The sequence below is a fragment of the Bradyrhizobium cytisi genome (genome assembly GCF_008123515.1).
Lineage (GTDB): Bacteria > Pseudomonadota > Alphaproteobacteria > Rhizobiales > Xanthobacteraceae > Bradyrhizobium > Bradyrhizobium cytisi.
Map to the genome: position 1 here is coordinate 158540 of NZ_VSSR01000042.1, position 17572 is coordinate 176111.

Annotated in this window: 17 protein-coding genes; 15 read left to right on the forward strand and 2 right to left on the reverse strand. The window is 64.3% G+C overall.

Translation table 11 applies throughout. The features are described 5' to 3' along the window. The first annotated feature begins 1 nt into the window (after nucleotide 1). The 9 genes from nuoL to mtnK all read left to right on the forward strand — a co-directional run bounded on the left by nuoL (nucleotide 2) and on the right by mtnK (nucleotide 10073). Complete coding sequence (gene nuoL / locus FXB38_RS25180) at nucleotides 2–2110, forward strand: NADH-quinone oxidoreductase subunit L (protein WP_148753636.1); 2109 nt, start codon at nucleotides 2–4, stop codon at nucleotides 2108–2110. Then, nucleotides 2111–3619 carry an NADH-quinone oxidoreductase subunit M gene (locus FXB38_RS25185; RefSeq protein WP_148753637.1) on the forward strand — a complete coding sequence of 503 codons (1509 nt, stop codon included), beginning with the start codon at nucleotides 2111–2113 and terminating at the stop codon, nucleotides 3617–3619. It begins immediately after the preceding gene. A gap of 22 nt (nucleotides 3620–3641) precedes the next feature. Further along, nucleotides 3642–5078 (forward strand): NADH-quinone oxidoreductase subunit NuoN, encoded by a 1437-nt coding sequence (gene nuoN, locus FXB38_RS25190; RefSeq protein WP_148753638.1) that lies wholly within the window; start codon nucleotides 3642–3644, stop codon nucleotides 5076–5078. Nucleotide 5079: 1 nt separating this feature from the next. Then, nucleotides 5080–5886: a biotin--[acetyl-CoA-carboxylase] ligase gene (locus tag FXB38_RS25195; protein ID WP_148753639.1), complete on the forward strand. Its 807-nt coding sequence runs from the start codon at nucleotides 5080–5082 to the stop codon at nucleotides 5884–5886. Then, nucleotides 5886–7556 carry a ribonuclease J gene (locus tag FXB38_RS25200; RefSeq protein ID WP_148753640.1) on the forward strand — a complete coding sequence of 557 codons (1671 nt, stop codon included), beginning with the start codon at nucleotides 5886–5888 and terminating at the stop codon, nucleotides 7554–7556. The genes FXB38_RS25195 and FXB38_RS25200 overlap by 1 nt, the downstream gene beginning before the upstream one ends. Before the next feature lie 11 nt (nucleotides 7557–7567). Next, nucleotides 7568–7972 carry a methylmalonyl-CoA epimerase gene (mce, locus tag FXB38_RS25205; protein ID WP_148753641.1) on the forward strand — a complete coding sequence of 135 codons (405 nt, stop codon included), beginning with the start codon at nucleotides 7568–7570 and terminating at the stop codon, nucleotides 7970–7972. 10 nt (nucleotides 7973–7982) lie between these two features. Then, a complete protein-coding gene (locus FXB38_RS25210; protein ID WP_148753642.1) occupies nucleotides 7983–8258 on the forward strand; it encodes a DUF1467 family protein in 276 nt (91 codons plus the stop codon). A gap of 142 nt (nucleotides 8259–8400) precedes the next feature. Continuing rightward, nucleotides 8401–8748 (forward strand): hypothetical protein, encoded by a 348-nt coding sequence (locus FXB38_RS25215; protein ID WP_148753643.1) that lies wholly within the window; start codon nucleotides 8401–8403, stop codon nucleotides 8746–8748. A 35-nt stretch (nucleotides 8749–8783) separates the two neighbouring features. Further along, nucleotides 8784–10073: an S-methyl-5-thioribose kinase gene (mtnK, locus tag FXB38_RS25220; protein WP_148753644.1), complete on the forward strand. Its 1290-nt coding sequence runs from the start codon at nucleotides 8784–8786 to the stop codon at nucleotides 10071–10073. Between the two features lie 353 nt (nucleotides 10074–10426). Here mtnK and FXB38_RS43985 read toward each other — a convergent pair whose 3' ends face one another. Together FXB38_RS43985 and FXB38_RS43990 are read right to left on the reverse strand one after the other, a co-directional pair. After that, complete coding sequence (locus tag FXB38_RS43985) at nucleotides 10427–10618, reverse strand: hypothetical protein (RefSeq protein ID WP_246230109.1); 192 nt, start codon at nucleotides 10616–10618, stop codon at nucleotides 10427–10429. 64 nt (nucleotides 10619–10682) lie between these two features. Further along, nucleotides 10683–10874: a hypothetical protein gene (locus FXB38_RS43990; RefSeq protein ID WP_246230111.1), complete on the reverse strand. Its 192-nt coding sequence runs from the start codon at nucleotides 10872–10874 to the stop codon at nucleotides 10683–10685. Between the two features lie 217 nt (nucleotides 10875–11091). On the opposite strand from FXB38_RS43990, the gene FXB38_RS25230 reads away from it, so the two are divergent. From FXB38_RS25230 to FXB38_RS25260, 6 genes are all read left to right on the forward strand, one after another. Next, nucleotides 11092–12681 carry an ABC transporter substrate-binding protein gene (locus tag FXB38_RS25230; RefSeq protein ID WP_148753645.1) on the forward strand — a complete coding sequence of 530 codons (1590 nt, stop codon included), beginning with the start codon at nucleotides 11092–11094 and terminating at the stop codon, nucleotides 12679–12681. Between the two features lie 58 nt (nucleotides 12682–12739). Further along, on the forward strand, nucleotides 12740–13663 hold the full coding sequence (locus FXB38_RS25235) for an ABC transporter permease (protein WP_148753842.1): 924 nt from the start codon (nucleotides 12740–12742) through the stop codon (nucleotides 13661–13663). Beyond that, nucleotides 13660–14481: an ABC transporter permease gene (locus FXB38_RS25240; protein ID WP_148753646.1), complete on the forward strand. Its 822-nt coding sequence runs from the start codon at nucleotides 13660–13662 to the stop codon at nucleotides 14479–14481. Before FXB38_RS25235 ends, FXB38_RS25240 begins: the two co-directional genes overlap by 4 nt. Beyond that, nucleotides 14478–15458 carry an ABC transporter ATP-binding protein gene (locus tag FXB38_RS25245; RefSeq protein WP_148753647.1) on the forward strand — a complete coding sequence of 327 codons (981 nt, stop codon included), beginning with the start codon at nucleotides 14478–14480 and terminating at the stop codon, nucleotides 15456–15458. Before FXB38_RS25240 ends, FXB38_RS25245 begins: the two co-directional genes overlap by 4 nt. After that, on the forward strand, nucleotides 15451–16503 hold the full coding sequence (locus FXB38_RS25250; protein ID WP_148753648.1) for an ABC transporter ATP-binding protein: 1053 nt from the start codon (nucleotides 15451–15453) through the stop codon (nucleotides 16501–16503). Before FXB38_RS25245 ends, FXB38_RS25250 begins: the two co-directional genes overlap by 8 nt. Nucleotides 16504–16853: 350 nt before the next feature. Then, the gene (locus tag FXB38_RS25260) at nucleotides 16854–17063 is read left to right on the forward strand and encodes a hypothetical protein (RefSeq protein WP_148753650.1); all 210 of its coding nucleotides are present in this window, start codon (nucleotides 16854–16856) and stop codon (nucleotides 17061–17063) included. Nucleotides 17064–17572: the final 509 nt, after the last annotated feature.

The following is a 17572-nucleotide window of genomic DNA, read 5'->3' on the forward strand; positions in this document are numbered from 1 at the left end:
TATGGTCCAGGCAATCGTCTTTCTGCCGCTGCTGGGCGCCATTCTGGCCGGCGTGATCGCGCTGTTCGGCGCGCATGCCCGCAACCCCTCAGGTGACACGGTCGAGCATCACGACGACCACGGGCACGGTGCGCAAGCCCATGCCTCCGATACGATCAACGAGGATGCCTCGGTCATCCACGAGAGCCATCACGAGCTCGGTGACGGCCACGACGACCACGGCCACGGCCCGGTCGAGCCGGCGGCCGCCGGCTCGCGCGGTGCCGAGCTGATCACCACGGCGCTGCTGTTCGTGGCGGCGGCGCTGTCCTGGATGACGCTGGTCGATGTCGGCTTCAATGGCCACGACGCCCGGATCCAGCTTCTGCCCTGGATATTCTCCGGCGAGCTCGAGGTCTGGTGGACGCTGCGTGTCGATACGCTCACCGCCGTGATGCTGGTGGTGGTGACGACCGTGTCCTCGCTCGTGCATCTCTATTCCATCGGCTACATGGACGAGGATCCGTACCGGCCGCGCTTCTTCGGCTATCTCTCGCTGTTCACCTTCGCCATGCTGATGCTGGTGACGGCGGACAACCTCGTGCAGATGTTCTTCGGCTGGGAAGGCGTGGGTCTGGCGAGCTATCTGCTGATCGGCTTCTGGTACCAGAAGCCGTCGGCGAACGCCGCCGCCATCAAGGCCTTCGTGGTCAACCGCGTCGGCGATTTCGGCTTCGCGCTTGGCATTTTCGCGATCTTCTACCTCACCAGCTCGACCGATTTCGAGACTATCTTCCATGCGGCGCCCGGCCTGACTGGCAAGACCATCGACTTCCTCGGCTGGCACGCCGACGCCCTGACGCTGACCTGCGTGCTGCTGTTCATGGGCGCGATGGGCAAATCGGCCCAGTTCCTGCTGCACACCTGGTTGCCGGACGCGATGGAAGGCCCGACGCCAGTGTCGGCGCTGATCCACGCCGCGACCATGGTCACCGCCGGTGTGTTCATGGTGGCGCGCCTGTCGCCGCTGTTCGAGCTCGCCCCGAACGCCCAGGCCGTCGTGATGTTCTTTGGTGCGACCACGGCGTTTTTCGCGGCGACCATCGGTCTCGTCCAGAACGACATCAAGCGCATCGTCGCGTACTCGACCTGTTCGCAGCTCGGCTACATGTTCGTGGCGATGGGAGCGGGGGCCTATTCGGTCGGCATGTTCCATCTGTTCACGCACGCCTTCTTCAAGGCGCTGCTGTTCTTGGGCTCCGGCTCGGTGATTTACGCGATGCACCACGAGCAGGACATCCGCAACATGGGCGGCCTCTGGAAGAAGATCCCGTACACGTTCGCGGTGATGACCGTCGGCACGCTGGCGCTGACTGGCTTCCCGCTATTCGCCGGCTACTTCTCCAAGGATGCGATCATCGAGTCCGCCTACGCCTCGCACAATCCGTTCTCGATATATGCCTATCTGTTGACGATCGCAGCCGCCGGCCTGACCTCGTTCTACTCCTGGCGGCTGGTGTTCAAGACCTTCTTCGGCGAGCCGCACGACCAGGAGCACTACGAGGCCGCGCACGAGAGCCCGATCTGGATGCTGATCCCGATCGGCGTGCTGGCGGTTGGCTCGGTCCTCGCCGGCTTCCCGTTCAAGGAGCTGTTCACCGGGCCTCACGGCGTGGAAGAGTTCTTCCGTGAGTCCGTGAAGATGAACCCGCATATCCTCGAGGATATGGAGCACATGCCGCCGCTGCTCGGCTGGCTGCCCTTCGTGATGATGGTCGGCGGCTTCCTGGTGTCCTACACCTTCTATATCCGCAAGCCCTACCTCCCGGTCGAGCTCGCGAACACGCAGCCGATGCTGTACCAATTCTTGCTCAACAAATGGTACTTCGACGAGCTCTACGACTTCATCTTCGTCCGTCCGGCGAAGTGGATCGGCTACCAGCTCTGGAAGAAGGGCGACGGCTCCATCATCGACGGCCTCGGCCCCGACGGTATCTCGGCCCGCGTGCTGGACATCACCCGCAACGTCGTGAAGATCCAGACCGGCTATCTCTATCACTACGCATTCGCCATGCTGATCGGTGCCGCCGGCCTGATCACCTGGTTCATGTTCGGCCTTGGAGGCCAGTAAATGACAACCTGGCCCATCCTATCGGTCACGACGTTCCTGCCGGTGGTCGGCGCGCTGATCGTCTATCTCAGCCGCGGCGATGACGAGGCGGCCAGGCGCAATTCGCGCTGGATCGCGCTGTGGACCACGCTGATCACCTTCGCGGTGTCGGTGCTGCTGGTCATGCGCTTCGACCCGTCGAATGCGGACTTCCAGTTCGTCGAGAAGGCGAACTGGCTCGCCACCGGCATCACCTACCACATGGGTGTCGACGGCATTTCGCTGCCCTTCGTGATCCTGACCACCGCCTTGATGCCGTTCTGCATCATTGCGAGCTGGAAGTCGGTCACGAGCCGGGTGCGTGAATACATGATGGCGTTCCTGATCCTGGAAACGCTGATGATCGGCACCTTCTCGGCGCTCGACCTCGTGCTGTTTTACCTGTTCTTCGAAGGCGGCCTGATCCCGATGTTCCTGATCATCGGCGTCTGGGGCGGCCCGCGCCGGGTCTATGCGTCCTTCAAGTTCTTCCTCTACACGCTGCTCGGCTCGGTCTTGATGCTGCTCGCCATTATGGCGCTGTACTGGAACGCCAGCACCACCGACATCCCGACCCTGATGCACACCGCCGTGCCGAGGTCGCTGCAAACCTGGGCGTGGCTCGCCTTCTTCGCCTCGTTTGCAGTGAAGATGCCGATGTGGCCGGTGCACACCTGGCTCCCCGACGCGCACGTCGAGGCACCGACCGCCGGCTCCGTGGTGCTGGCGGCGATCCTGCTGAAGATGGGCGGGTACGGCTTCCTACGCTTCTCGCTGCCGATGTTCCCGCTGGCCTCGCATGACTTCGCGCCGCTGATCTTCACCATGTCCGTGATTGCCATCATCTACACCTCGCTGGTGGCCCTGATGCAGGAGGACATGAAGAAGCTGATCGCGTACTCGTCGGTTGCGCATATGGGCTTCGTCACCATGGGCATCTTCGCCGGCACCATGCAGGGCGTCGCCGGCGGCGTGTTCCAGATGATCTCGCACGGCATCGTCTCCGGCGCGCTGTTCCTCTGCGTCGGCATCGTCTATGACCGCATGCACACCCGCGAGATCACGGCCTATGGCGGCCTCGTCAACCGGATGCCGCTCTATGCGCTGACCTTCATGGTGTTCACCATGGCCAATGTCGGTCTGCCCGGCACGTCCGGCTTCGTCGGCGAGTTCATGACGCTGCTCGGCACCTTCAAGGTCTCGATCCCGACCGCGTTCTTCGCGACGACCGGCGTGATCTTGTCGGCATGCTACGCGCTGTGGCTCTACCGCAAGGTCGTGTTCGGGGCGCTGGTCAAGCCGTCGCTGGCGAGCATGAAGGATCTCACTTTGCGTGAGTGCGTGACTCTGTTCCCGCTGATCGCGCTGACGATCCTGTTCGGAATCTATCCGAAGCCGGTGCTCGACATCTCGGCCGCCTCGGTCCAGCAACTCGTCAACAATTACAACACCGCTGTGACGGCCGTGAAGGCCGCCGCACTGCTCCATTGATCGGGCAGGTCAGGATATCGCCATGAGCTTTACGACTGCAGGTTATCAACTGGCGCCGGTGCTGCCCGAGCTCGTGCTCGCGGTCGGCGCCATGGCGCTTCTGATGCTCGGCGCCTATCGCGGGCAGGGGACCACCGGCGCGGTGAACACGCTTGCGGTGCTGCTGCTGATCGTGGTCGGCGTGCTCGAATACATGCTGCCCGCAGGCAAGCAGGTGACCTTCGGCGGCAGCTTCATCGTCGACGATTTCGCCCGCTTCATGAAGATCCTGGCCCTGATCGGCTCGGCGGTGACGCTGGTGCTGTCGACCGAGTTCCTGTCGGACCCGTCGCGGCGCATTTTCGAGTACGCGATCCTGGTGCTGCTCTCGACGCTCGGCATGATGGTGCTGATCTCGGCCGGCGACCTGATCTCGCTCTATCTCGGCCTCGAATTGATGTCGCTCGCGCTCTACGTCGTGGCGACCTCGAACCGTGACAACGCCAAGTCGACCGAAGCCGGCCTGAAGTACTTCGTGCTGGGTGCATTGTCCTCGGGCATGCTTCTCTACGGCGCCTCGCTGATCTACGGCTTCACCGGCACCGTCAGCTTCGCCGGCATCGCCTCGGCTGCGACCGCCGCGAATATCGGCCTCGTGTTCGGCCTGGTGTTCCTGCTCGCGGGTCTCTGCTTCAAGGTCTCGGCCGTGCCGTTCCACATGTGGACGCCCGACGTGTACGAAGGCGCCCCGACCCCGGTCACCGCGTTCTTCGCGTCTGCGCCGAAGGTGGCCGCGCTCGCTGTCTTCACCCGCGTCACGCTCACCGCATTCCCCGGCATCGTCTCGCAGTGGCAGCAGATCCTGGTGTTCGTGGCGATCGCCTCGATGGCGCTGGGTTCGTTCGCCGCGATCGGCCAGAGCAACATCAAGCGCCTGATGGCGTACTCCTCGATCGGCCATATGGGCTTTGCGCTGGTCGGCCTTGCCGCCGGCACCGTCGAGGGCGCCCAGGGCGTGCTGATGTACATCGTGATCTACGTCGCGATGACGCTCGGCTCGTTCTCGATCATCCTTGCCATGAAGCGTAACGGCCAGGCCGTCGAGCAGATCAGCGATTTCGCCGGTCTCTCGCGCACCAACCCGCTGCTCGCCTTCATGTTCGCGATGCTGCTATTCTCGCTCGCCGGCATTCCGCCGCTCGCCGGCTTCTTCGCCAAATGGTACGTCTTCGTGGCCGCCATCAAGGCGAATTTGTTCACGCTCGCCGTGATCGGCGTGCTCTCCAGTGTGGTTGGCGCCTACTACTATCTCACCATCGTCAAGACGATGTATTTCGATGAGCCGGCCGGCCAGGTCGATCCGGTGCGCGTCGAGGTCAAGACGGTGCTGGCGGTCGCGGGCCTGTTCAATATCCTGTTCGCGTTGTTCGCGGGTCCGGTGGTGAGCGTCGCCTCCGCAGCCGCCAAGTCGCTGTTCTAGGATGGGCTTCGCGCTCGGTCCTCGTGCGATCGCGGCGGGCTACAGGCTCGCAGCTTCTGAGCGGACCGGCTCGACCAACACGGATGCGATCGAAAGCGCGCGTTCCGGCGAACGCGGCCCGATCTGGTTCGTGACAGCGGAGCAGACGGCGGGCCGCGGTCGCCGCCAGCGTGCCTGGGTCTCGCCAAAGGGCAATCTCGCTGCCAGTGTCCTCGAAGTCGTGAACTTGGCCCCTGCGGTCGCCGCGACGATAGGTTTCGCCGCCGGGCTGGCGCAGGAAGCCGCCCTGGAGAAAGTCAGTATCGAAGCCGCGCTACGGCTCGGGCCCGACCGGCCGCGCTACACCCTGAAATGGCCGAACGACGTCCTCGCCAATGGCAAGAAGCTGGTCGGCATCGGGCTGGAGGCCGAAGCCGTCGGCGATCGCCTCGCCATTGTGGTCGGCATCGGCACCAATATCGTGTCGGCGCCCGAGGGCACGCCGACGCCGGCGGTATCGCTCGCAGCTCTCGGCGTCCAGATCAGCGCAGAGGAGCTGTTCTCGGCGCTGACGGATACCTGGGTCGAGTTTCGCGGCATCTGGGACAATGGTCGCGGCTTTGCCGAGATCCGAAAACTCTGGCTGGAGCGCGCCGCCCGCCTTGGCGAGCCGATCGCGATCAATACGGGAACGACGACGCTGGAAGGCATTTTTGACACGATCGACGACACCGGCTGCCTGATCGTCCGCACCGCGGAGGGCCGTCGTGTGCCGGTGGCCGCGGGCGAGGTGTTCTTTGGCCCGGTTCGTTCGGTAGGAGCTGCGTGATGGCGAGGCCCGACGAACTGGTATTTGCGCCGCTCGGCGGCGTCGGCGAGATCGGCATGAACCTGTCGATCTACGGCCTTGGTAACCGCCAGCAGCGGTCCTGGCTGGCGGTCGATCTCGGCGTCTCCTTCGGCGACGAGGAGCATCTGCCCGGCATCGACCTGATCATGCCGGACATCAGCTTCCTGGAGAAGGAGCGCAAGAACCTGATGGGCCTGGTGCTGACCCACGCCCATGAGGACCATTTTGGCGCCATCATCGACCTCTGGCCCAGGCTGAAATGCCCGATCTACGCCACGCAATTCAGCGCGGCGCTGTTCGAGGCCAAATGCGCTGCCGAGCGTAATGCGCCGAAAATTCCCGTCACCGTGGTCCCCTCCGGCGGCCGTATCGACGTCGGCCCCTTCAACGTCGAGTTCATCCCGGTCGCGCACTCGATTCCGGAAGCGCATGCGCTGGCGATCCACACCGAGGCCGGCACGGTGCTGCACACCGGCGACTGGAAGATCGACCCGACCCCGACGCTGGGACGTCCGACCGACGAGAAGCGGCTGCGCGAGCTCGGCGAGGAGGGCGTGCTCGCCCTGATCGGCGATTCCACCAACGCCGTGCGCGACGGCCGTTCGCCTTCCGAAGCCGAAGTCGCCCGCACCATCATCGACCTCGTCAAATCAGCCAAGGGCCGCGTCGCGGTCACGACCTTCGCCTCCAACGTCGCCCGCATCAAGGCCGTCGCCGACGCGGCGAAAGCCGCCGACCGCGAGGTCGTCGTGGTGGGCCGCGCCATGGAGCGCGTGGTGCAGGTCGCGCGCGAGACCGGCTATCTCGACGGCGTCCAGAATTTCCGTTCGCCCGAGGTCTACGGCCATCTGCCGCAGGACAAGGTGCTGGCGCTCTGCACCGGCAGCCAGGGCGAGCCCCGCGCCGCATTGGCCCGCATCGCCAATGACGACCATCCCGAGATCACGCTCAACCGCGGCGACAGCGTGATCTTCTCCTCGCGCACGATCCCGGGCAACGAGAAGGCAGTCGGCTCGATCATCAACAATCTGGTGCTGCAAGGCGTCGAGGTCCTCACCGACCGCGACCATCTGGTTCACGTCTCCGGCCATCCGCGCCGCGACGAGCTGCGCGACATGATCTCCTGGGTGAAGCCGCAGCTCCTCATCCCCGTCCATGGCGAGGCCCTGCACCTGAACGAGCACGCCAAGCTCGCGCGCGCTGCCGGCGTGCCGCGTGTGCTGGTCATTCGCAACGGCGACCTCGTCAAGCTCGGTCCCGGCGATCCCGGCATCATCGGCGAGGTGCCGTCGGGCCGGCTCTACAAGGACGGGACTATTCTGGAGGATTCCAAGTCCCGCGCGGTGGTCGAGCGCCGCCGCATGGCGTTCTCCGGCTGTGCCTTCGTCGCCATCGCCATGACCGCACAGGGCGAGCTCGCCGACGAGCCCGAGGTCGATCTGGTCGGCATCCCCGAGAAGAACCGGGCGGGCGAGCCGTTCGATGACATCGTCTTCGATGCCGTGATGTCCACGATCGAGGGCCTGCCGAAGGCGCGGCGCCGGGATCCGGACGCGCTGGCTGAATCGGTGCGGCGCGCAGTCCGGGCGGTCATCAACGAACATTGGGGCAAAAAGCCCCCCTGTCTGGTACACATCCTGACAGTCTAAGGGAGAAGCACATGCTGGGCCGGCTCAACCATGTGGCGATCGCCACAAAGGACGCGATCAAGGCTGCCAGGATCTACGGCGCGGCGTTCGGGGCGCAGATTTCCGAGGCCGTCGCGCTGCCCGAGCATGGCGTCACCACCGTGTTCGCGACGCTCCCCAACACCAAGATCGAGTTCATCGAGCCGCTCGGCGAGACCTCGCCGATCGCAAAGTTTCTCGAGCGCAATGCCGATGGCGGCATCCACCACGTCTGCTACGAGGTCGTCGACATCATCGCCTCGCGCGACACCCTGGTGAAGGAGGGCGCGCGCATCCTCGGCGACGGCGTGCCGAAGATCGGCGCCCACGGCAAGCCGGTGCTGTTCCTGCACCCGAAGGACTTTTCCGGGGCGCTGGTCGAAATCGAGCAGGCGTAAGGCCGGGATCATGGCCGCCCAGATCTCAACCGCGCTCGCGATCTACTTCGTCATCTGGTGGATCGCACTGTTTCTGACCCTGCCGTTCGGCGTGCGCAGTCAGCACGAGGATGGCGTCGGCGCGCCCGGCACCGACCCCGGCGCCCCGGTCCTGACCGGCATGAAGCGCAAGCTGATCTGGACCACGATCATCTCGGCGATCATCTATGGCCTCGGCATGGCCGCCTATGAGGCCGGCTATCTCTCGATCGAACGCCTCTCCAAATTGATGGGAATGCCGTTTTAGAGGTGAGCCGACGAGAGACAAACCAAGGTCGTCATTGCGAGCGCAGCGAAGCAATCCAGTATCCCACCGCGGAAAGATTCTGGATTGCTTCGCTTCGCTCGCAATGACGCCCGAGATAGTTCGATAAGTTGGGGAATAACGAATGACTTTTCAGAGGATCGTCGTCGCGCTTCTGGTGCTGATCGTTGCCGGGATCAGTGCCATCGGCTATCTTGAATGGAGGACGGCCGTGCAGGCGCGAACCCTTAAGGCGTTCGTCGAGGGCTACGTCTTCAACGAGGCCGTGATGGCCTGCGAGCAGGCCAAGAGCTCGACGCCGTTCAAATGGAACGGCGGCAAGAGCACCTCGGTCATCGGCCTGAACTCGGTCAAGCTGGACAAATACGCCGTCAGCGCCAGCTACACGCTGGTGGCGGACAGCGTTTATTGTGATTACGATCCCATCAAAAGAAAGGCCGAGATCGGCTCGAGCTTCCTGGAGCGGGAGTAACGATCCGGCCTTGCCAAGCATGGGATGGGATCGTCATGACCGGGAGCCGGGTGGGGGACTATCGGATTCTGCAGGAAGCGGCCTTGCGGGACTATCTCGCAGGCTTGCCTGAGATCGCGGCACTGCTCGGCGGCGCGCCGGCCGGCTGGGCCATCACCGAGGTCGGCGACGGCAATCTCAACCTCGTCTTCATCGTCAAGGGCAACCGCGGCGGCATCGCCGTGAAGCAGGCGCTGCCTTACGTCCGCCTGGTCGGCGAGAGCTGGCCGCTGCCGCTGTCGCGGGCCCATTACGAATATCTCGCGTTGTCCCGGCAGGCCGAGCTCGCGCCCGGCCTCGTGCCGGCGCTGCTGCACCACAACGAGACGCTGGCACTCACCGTGATGGAGCTGCTCGAGCCCCACGTCATCATGCGCAAGGGGCTGGTGGCTGGGACGCGCTACCCGCGCTTCGTCGAGGACATCACCACCTTCATGGCGCGGACGCTGTTCTTCACCTCCGACCTCGCGCTCACAGCCGCCGAGAAGAAGGACGCGATCGCGGCCTTCGCCGGCAACCATGCGCTGTGCAAGATCACCGAGGATCTGATCTTTACCGATCCCTACCGCGTGGCCGCGCAGAACCGCTGGACCGCGCCGTACCTCGACGGCCTGGCCGCATCCTTGCGCGACGACATGGAGCTGCATGTCGCGATCTCCCGGCTGAAGCTGAAGTTCATGGCAAGCCCGGAAGGCCTGCTCCATGGCGATCTCCACACCGGCTCGATCATGGTGACCGAGGGCGAGACGCGGGTGATCGACCCGGAATTCGCATTCTACGGCCCGATGGGTTTTGACGTCGGCGCGGTGCTGGCGAACCTCCTGATGGCCTATTTTGCATCAAGCGGTCATGAACGCGCGCCTGGCGAGCGGCAGGCATTTGAGAGCTGGGTGCTGCAGACAGTCGAGAAAGTCTGGAACGGGTTCGCGCGAAAATTCCTTGGCCTCTGGCGGACGGAAGCCCGCGGCGACGCCTATCCGGTCTCGCTGTTCGCCGGCGACAAGGGCGCCGCGCGGCTGGAGATCGAGCGGCAGGCCTATCTACAGCGTCTGTTCACCGACACGGTCGGGTTCGCCGCCGCGAAAACGATCCGCCGCATCTTCGGACTCGCTCACAACATCGACTTTGAGCTGATCGAGGATCCGAAGAGCCGCGCCATCAGCGAAGCCCGCGCCGTGCGGCTCGCACGCGGAATGATGGTGGAGGCGGTGGCGTTTCGGACGATCGCCGACGTCACAGGCGCTGCGCGAAAATTGCGCGATTGGCAGCCGGAGCTATCCGGCTGACCGGAGCCTCATGGCGAGGAGTGCGCCTCCGCGGTCCGTCATTGCGAGCGCAGCGAAGCAATCCAGAATCTTTCCGCGGAAGCAGCCTGGATTGCTTCGTCGCATCAGCGCAAAATTGCTACGCAATTTTGTCGCGAGCTCCTCGCAATGACGGCGGAGAGAGCTGGTTCGTCTGCGGGTGCCTTCGTTTGCGATGCACGGTGGTACGGAATTGCGCGAGGCGCTGCCGCATCCTCCGTCATTGCGAGCGTAGCGAAGCAATCCAGAATCTTTCCGCAGAGGCAGTCTGGATTGCTTCGTCGCAAGAGCTCCTCGCAATGACGAGGCGAGAGCGCGCGATTGCTGAGGGCGCGTCAATACAGCCGGATCGGAAGTGCAGCGCCGTCCGGGCCGACCAGCAGACCCCAGGTCTCGTCGGCCGCGACTTCAAACTCCCGGCTCTGCGGCGCGCTCGCGTCCACCTTCAGGGTGACCTTGTACTTGCCCGGCGGCAGATCGAGCTTCTGGCTATCGGGCAATTCGCCGGCCTCGGCGTCGGAGTCCACCAGTTTCTCTCCGGCGTGAGCCGCCAGTGTGATGGTTCGCTCATTGACGATGATATCAGCCGCTTCAGCAACGGTCCCTGATCGCCCACCAGGTCTGGTCGATGTAGTCGTTTGACCGTGAGGTGCGGCGCCAACCGAACCGGATGCTGTCTGTGGAGCCGTCCTGGGCCGGATCTGGCGTGACGGGGATCGCCATCGCAGCCGTCGCGGCGACCAGCGTGCCGGCGAGCAGGATAAATAGCGTTCGGCGAGTCATTTTTTCCGCGATCCCTGGGGCTCAGATAACGATTCTGAGCTTGGTCGCGTTCATCGCGAAAAATGTTCACCGGTCCCGGTCGCTTCATGACGCACCGCGTCAATGCAACCCGATCGCAGAGGCCTCCGGAACCCGTCTCCATCAAAACGAGGCTTGCATTCGACGGGCTCCGAATGATCAAATCCCTGATCGGGATACCTGCGTTGTTGGGGGACATATGATGTTCAGGATGATTGCGATCGTTGCGGGCTTGGGGCTGGCGCTCGCCGCCCCGGCAGAGGCCCAGACACCGCGCAAGGGCGGAACCATCCGCATGACCGCGCCCTATGGCTCGAGCTTCACCAGTCTGGACATCCACACCACCCAGCGCGCCCAGGACGAGATCTACGCCAAGGCCCTGCATCGTTCGCTCTACATCTGGGATTCCGCGGAAGGAAAGCCGGTTCCGGAACTTGCCAAGGAGGCTGTCGTCTCCGGCGGCGGTCTCGTCTACACCTTCAAGCTCCGCGACGACGCCTACTTCCACAATGGCCGCAAGATGACGGCCGACGACGTCATCTGGTCCTACAACCGCATCATGGACGGCAGCAAGGCCTATCCTGGCGCGCGTTATGTCCGCATCATCGAGGGCGCGGCCGCGGTGGAGAAGGGCCAGGCCAAGGAGATATCCGGCCTGAAGAAGATCGATGATTTCACCGTCGAGATGAAGCTGACCGAGAAGGTCGATCCGGCCTTCTACCTGTTCACCGCGCTGACCTCGATCTATCCCGCCGACGAGGCTGTCAAGGACAGCTTCATCCAGCACCCGATCGGCCTTGGACCGTTCAAATTCGTCGAGCACGTGCCGGGATCGCGCATCGTCATGGAGCGCTGGGACCGGTTCTACAAGCCCGGCAAGCCCTACGCCGACAAGGTCATCGTGTCGGTCATGGGCGAGGCCGCGGCACGCGATGTCGCCTTCCGCAACAAGGAGATCGACACCTCCGTGCTCGGGCCGGCGCAATATGTCGCCTATCAGGCTGATCCCAACCTCAAGGGCACCATCGCCGAGGTCGCCGAGGTGTTCACGCGTTACATGGGGATCAATCCCGCGTTCAAGCCGTTCGCCGACAAGCGTGTCCGGCAGGCGATCAACTATGCGATCGATACTGATTTGATCATCAACAAGCTGGTCAAGGGCAAGGCCTATCGTGCCACCAGCTGGCTGCCTCTGACCTCGACGGCCTACGACAAGGCGATGAAGCCGTACCCCTACGATCCCGCCAAGGCCAGGCAGCTGCTTGCGGAGGCCGGCTATCCTTCCGGCTTCGAATTCGAATGGACCACCAGCCAGAATGAAAGCTGGGGCCTGCCGATCGTCGCGGCCGTGATCCCGATGCTGGATAAGGTCGGCATCAAGGCGAAGGTCAAGCAGGTCGAGGCCGCGGTGCTGTCGGAGGTGGTTCGCTCCGGCGACTACCAGGCCTTCATCTATTCCCAGCAGACCGGCCCGGACCCCCAGGCCGCCCTGAAATGCTTCCACTCCTCGACGCCGCAATCGGCCTGCAACTACATGAACTTCAAAAATGCCGAGTTCGACAAGATCATCGATGAGGCCGGGCAGGCCGACGATACTGCCAAGCGCACCCAGCTGCTGCAGAAGGCCAACGCGCTGCTCTATGACGAGGCGCCGGTCTGGTTCTTCAACTACAACAAGGCGGTCATGGCGGTGCAGCCGTGGCTCCACGGCGTTCAGCTGAACGCGACGGAGCTGACCCACCAGAATGTCGAGGACCTCTGGGTCGACGAGACCTCGCCCGCGAAGTGACACGCGTTCTCGTGCTCCCTCCATCGCCATGAGCGATGGGGGGCGGAAGAAAGTGCCGATGCTCTCCTTCCTGATCCGCCGCCTGCTGCAAACCATTCCGACCGTGCTAGCTGTCGTGGCTCTGGTGTTCGTGCTGTTCAGCGTCGTTCCCGGCAGCATCGTCTCGTCCATGAGCGACGACGCCGATCCCCAGGTCGAGCTGCGCCTGAAGAAGCAGCTTGGCCTCGACGAGCCCGTCCATGTGCGTTTCGGCGGCTATATCGCCAAGCTCGCCACCGGTGATTTCGGCACGTCGTTCCGGACCCGCGAGCCTGTGACGACCATGATCGCCAAGCGGGCCTGGCCGACGCTGCAACTGATCTTCACCGCCATGGCGTTTTCGGTTCTGCTCGGCGTGCCGCTCGGCTTCATCGCGGCATTGCGGCCGGGCGGTCTGGTCGACAGCGCGGCCATGGTCGTGGCGGTGTCGGGCCTGTCCATTGCCAAGTTCTGGCTCGGGCTGGTGCTGATGTATCTGTTTGCGCTGAAGCTCGGCTGGCTGCCGAGTTTCGGCTATGGCGATGGCGGCCTGAAATACCTGATCCTCCCGGCGGTGACGCTTGGCGTCTCGCCGATGGCGCTGTTTGCCCGGACGACGCGCGCTGCGGTGCTCGAGATCATGACGGCTGATTTCGTCCGCACCGCGCGCTCCAAGGGCATGAGCGAGGTCAGGGTGGTGAAATGGCACGTGATGCGCAACGCGCTGGTCATCATTCTCACCACCGTCGGCCTGCAGTTCGGCGGGCTGATGGGGCAGGCGGTCGTCGTCGAGAAATTGTTCTCCTGGCCGGGCATCGGTTCGTTGCTGGTCGACAGCGTCCTGCAGCGCGACATTCCGGCCGTCCAGGGCTCGATTCTCGTAGTGGTGCTGGCCTTCCTCGCGATCAATCTGCTGATCGACGTGCTCTACGGCGTGATTGATCCCAGGATCAGATACGCATGAAGCTCCGCGCCAATCTCATCATCGGTGGCGCGCTGTTCGCGCTCGCGATCCTGGTCGGTGTGCTCGCGCCGTGGCTGGCGCACACCGATCCCGTCCTGGACGCCAATCTGCTGAACGCGGAGGAGCCTCCGGGCTGGACCTGGTGGTTCGGCACCGACGACCAGGGCCGCGACATCTATTCCCGCGTCGTCTACGGCGCGCGTGTCTCGCTGACGGTCGGCATCGTCTCGCAGCTCATCAACAGCGTCATCGGCGTGGCGCTGGGCCTGAGCGCGGGGTATTGGGGCGGCTGGTGGGACGATGTCGTCAACGCCCTGACCAATGTCATGCTCGCGATCCCCTCGCTGATCTTCGCGCTCGCCATCATGGCGGTGCTTGGACCCGGCCTGACGAGCCTGCTGATCGCGCTCGGGCTGACCAACTGGTCCTTCACCTGCCGGATCGCGCGGGCCTCGGCGCTGTCGCTGAGGAGCCAGGGCTATGTGCAGGCCGCGACCGTGCTCGGCTACGGCGATCTGCGCATCATGATCACGCAGCTGTTGCCGAACATGCTGGGGCCGATCGTCGTCATCGGCACGCTCGGCATGGGCAGCGCGGTCCTCTCCGAGGCCGCATTGTCGTTCCTCGGCCTCGGCGTCCGCCCGCCGTTTCCGAGCTGGGGCAGCATGTTGTCGGACGCCCGTGACCAGATCACGACGGCGCCGTGGCTCTCGGTATTTCCGGGCCTCGCCATCTTCCTGACGGTGCTCGGGCTCAATCTGCTTGGCGACGGCCTGCGCGACATTCTCGATCCCCAATCGCGGAGCAGGCGGACATGACCGGCGCGCCGCTGATCGAGGTCCAGGATTTGCGCATCGATCTCGACAATGGATCGCGGCGCGTTGCGGCGGCCGAGGGCATTTCATTCCGCATCGATCGTGGCGAGACGTTTGGTCTTGTCGGCGAATCCGGCTGCGGCAAGAGCATCACGGCGCTCGCCCTGATCGGCCTGCTGCGGCAGCCGCTGTCGATCGGCGGCGGCGTCATCCGGTTTGACGGACAGGAGATCCAGCACCTTTCAGCCGCCCGGCAACGGGATCTGCGCGGCAATCGCATCGCGATGATCTTCCAGGAGCCGATGACGGCGCTGAACCCGGTCTCGCCGGTGGGGCGGCAGATTGCCGAGATGTTCGTGCTGCACAAGGGCAAGAGCTGGCGCGAGGCCAATAAGCTTGCGGTCGAGGCGCTGGCGAGCGTCCGCGTTCCCGCGCCGGAGCGGCGCGTCAACGATTACCCGCACCAGCTCTCCGGCGGCATGCGCCAGCGCGTGATGATCGCCATTGCGCTCGCCTGCAGTCCGGATCTCCTGATCGCCGACGAGCCGACAACCGCGCTCGACGTGACCGTGCAGGCCGAGATCATCGAGCTGATGCGCAATCTCTGCGCCGAACGCGGCACGGCGATCCTGATGATCAGCCACGACCTCGGCCTGGTCGCCAATGTCTGCCGCCGCGTCGCCGTCATGTATGCCGGCCGCATCGTCGAGGAGCGCGGCTCCGCCGACATCTTCCGCGCGCCCTCGCATCCCTATACGCAAGGCCTGGTCGCCTCGCTGCCGCGGCTCGGCAGCCGTGCTGCGCTCGGCCGCAGCAGGCTGAAGGAGATCGCGGGCGTCGTCCCGGCGATCACGAGTTTTCCGGAGGGCTGCCGGTTCAATCCGCGCTGCGCAAATGCGACGGACATTTGCAGGACCGTCGTGCCGATGGCGGATGCTCTTGAAGCCGGCGGCCTGGTGAGGTGTCATCACCATGCATGAGCCCAAAAACAGATCGGGTGAGGGGAGGCCGGACGACGATCTCATTCTCAGCGTCGAGGATCTCGCGGTTCATTTTCCGCTGGGCGGCGGCTTGTTCGGCCGCGGCCAGCGGTTACTTCGTGCCGTCGACGGCGTCGATCTCAAGCTGAAGCGCGGCGAGTGCCTCGGCCTCGTCGGCGAGTCCGGTTCCGGCAAGTCGACGGTGGCGTTGTCGATCCTGGGCCTGTTGACACCGACGCGCGGCCGCGTCGTGCTGGACGGGCAGGTCGTGACCGGCCGGCCGTCCGGCGATCGCAAATCACTGGCCCGGACTGTCCAAATCGTCTTTCAGGACCCCTACGCCTCGCTCAATCCGCGCCAGACCGTGCGTCGCACGCTGGAGGATCCCCTTCGTGTGCATGGCGTGACCGCAAGGAGCGAGATCGAGGATCGCGTCGCGACCATGCTGCGGCATGTCGGCCTGCGGCCCGAGCAGGCCGACCGCTACCCGCATGAATTCTCCGGCGGCCAGCGCCAGCGTATCGGCATTGCGCGCGCCCTGATCCTCAACCCCAAGCTCGTCATCTGCGACGAGCCCGTCTCGGCGCTCGACGTCTCGATCCGCGCCCAGATCATCAACCTGCTGCTGGAATTGAAGGACACGCTCGGTCTGTCCTACATCATGATCAGCCACGACCTCGGCGTGGTCGAGCACATGAGCGATAGGGTTGCCGTGATGTATCTCGGCCGCATCGTCGAGAACGGCGACTGGCGCGAAATCTTCGAACGCCCGGCGCACCCCTATACCCAAGCCTTGATTGCCGCCATCCCCGATCCCTTGCGCCATGCCCCGCTGGCGACGACAGGGGGAGACCAGCCCAATCCGCTCAATCCGCCGAACGGATGCGCGTTCAGCCCGCGGTGTCGTTATGCGGAAGCGGTATGCCGCAGGGAGCCGGGGCCGGTGCTGGAGACGCGCGCGGATGGGCATGCGGTGCGCTGCTGGCGAGCGGATGAGATTGCGGGGCAGGCGGCGTTGGCTTCGAACGAAAGCGAGCACCTCTAGGATGGTGGGTCCGTCTTGGCGTGCTATCTCCCCATCGTCATTGCGAGCGCAGCGAAGCAATCCAGAATCCTTCTGCGGCGACAGCCTGGATTGCTTCGCTGCGCTCGCAATGACGAGCTCGGTTGAGCGAGCTTCGCTCTATCCCCGCCATCCTGAGGTGGCCGCTTCTTCAGCGGCCCGCGAAGGGCGACGGCCACGCTGGAACAGGATCTTCGCCCTCGCTGTGGTAACCTCTAAGGGGTTGCACGAAACATAGTTGGAACGACGTCTCTCGTCGTCCGTTGACGCGGCGTCGCGCCGGACGCTTTTTCGAGTCCGGCGGAGCCATATGAGCAGCGAGGAGACTGGTTATGGCAAGTGCGGCAGGCCGCGATCCGCGACACCATACTCAGAAGATGCAGAAGGCCCTCCGGGATATCCGGAACCATTTGCGCGAAGACATCCAGAAGGTCGACGAGCCACAGTTGAAGGCGATGTTCGAGACGTCCGCCGAGGTTTTGGGTGGTCTCGAGAAGGCCTTCAAGGACTATGAGCAGAAGAACGAACCGGCCTGGCGCTGACTGACAGGTCCCGGCGCCGCCACGGCCCCGCGCATCCACAGGAGCGCCGTGATGGAAGTCGTTGTGCCAAGCAAGCGCCGTCTCCTCTTGCTCGAGGCCGGGATCTCGGCCATGCGGTCCACCGGAGCGACAAGCCTATGCGCCGTGGTACCTCGCCGCCTTGGGCGCGACCCACGCCCCGATCGAACGGCTTGACGATGCGCCGGCGGGGCGGACGGCGGTGACGGGTTCCCCCCGCGTTCCCCCCGATGACTTCTTTGCAGCTTTCAACGCAGGCGGGTTGACAGTCCGGCCATCAGGGCATTTATTCGCGCCACGGGGAATTGCGATCTCCCCGCGAGGCGACATGCCCAAGAATCGCGTCCTGGTCACCAAGGGCGCAGCATGTCAACATCATACGCCTCTATCTCACCCGACAAATTATCCCGACTGATCGGCACGGCCACTTCGCCGACGCTGATCGATGTGCGTATCGACGCGGACTTCGCGGCAGATCCGCGCTTGATACC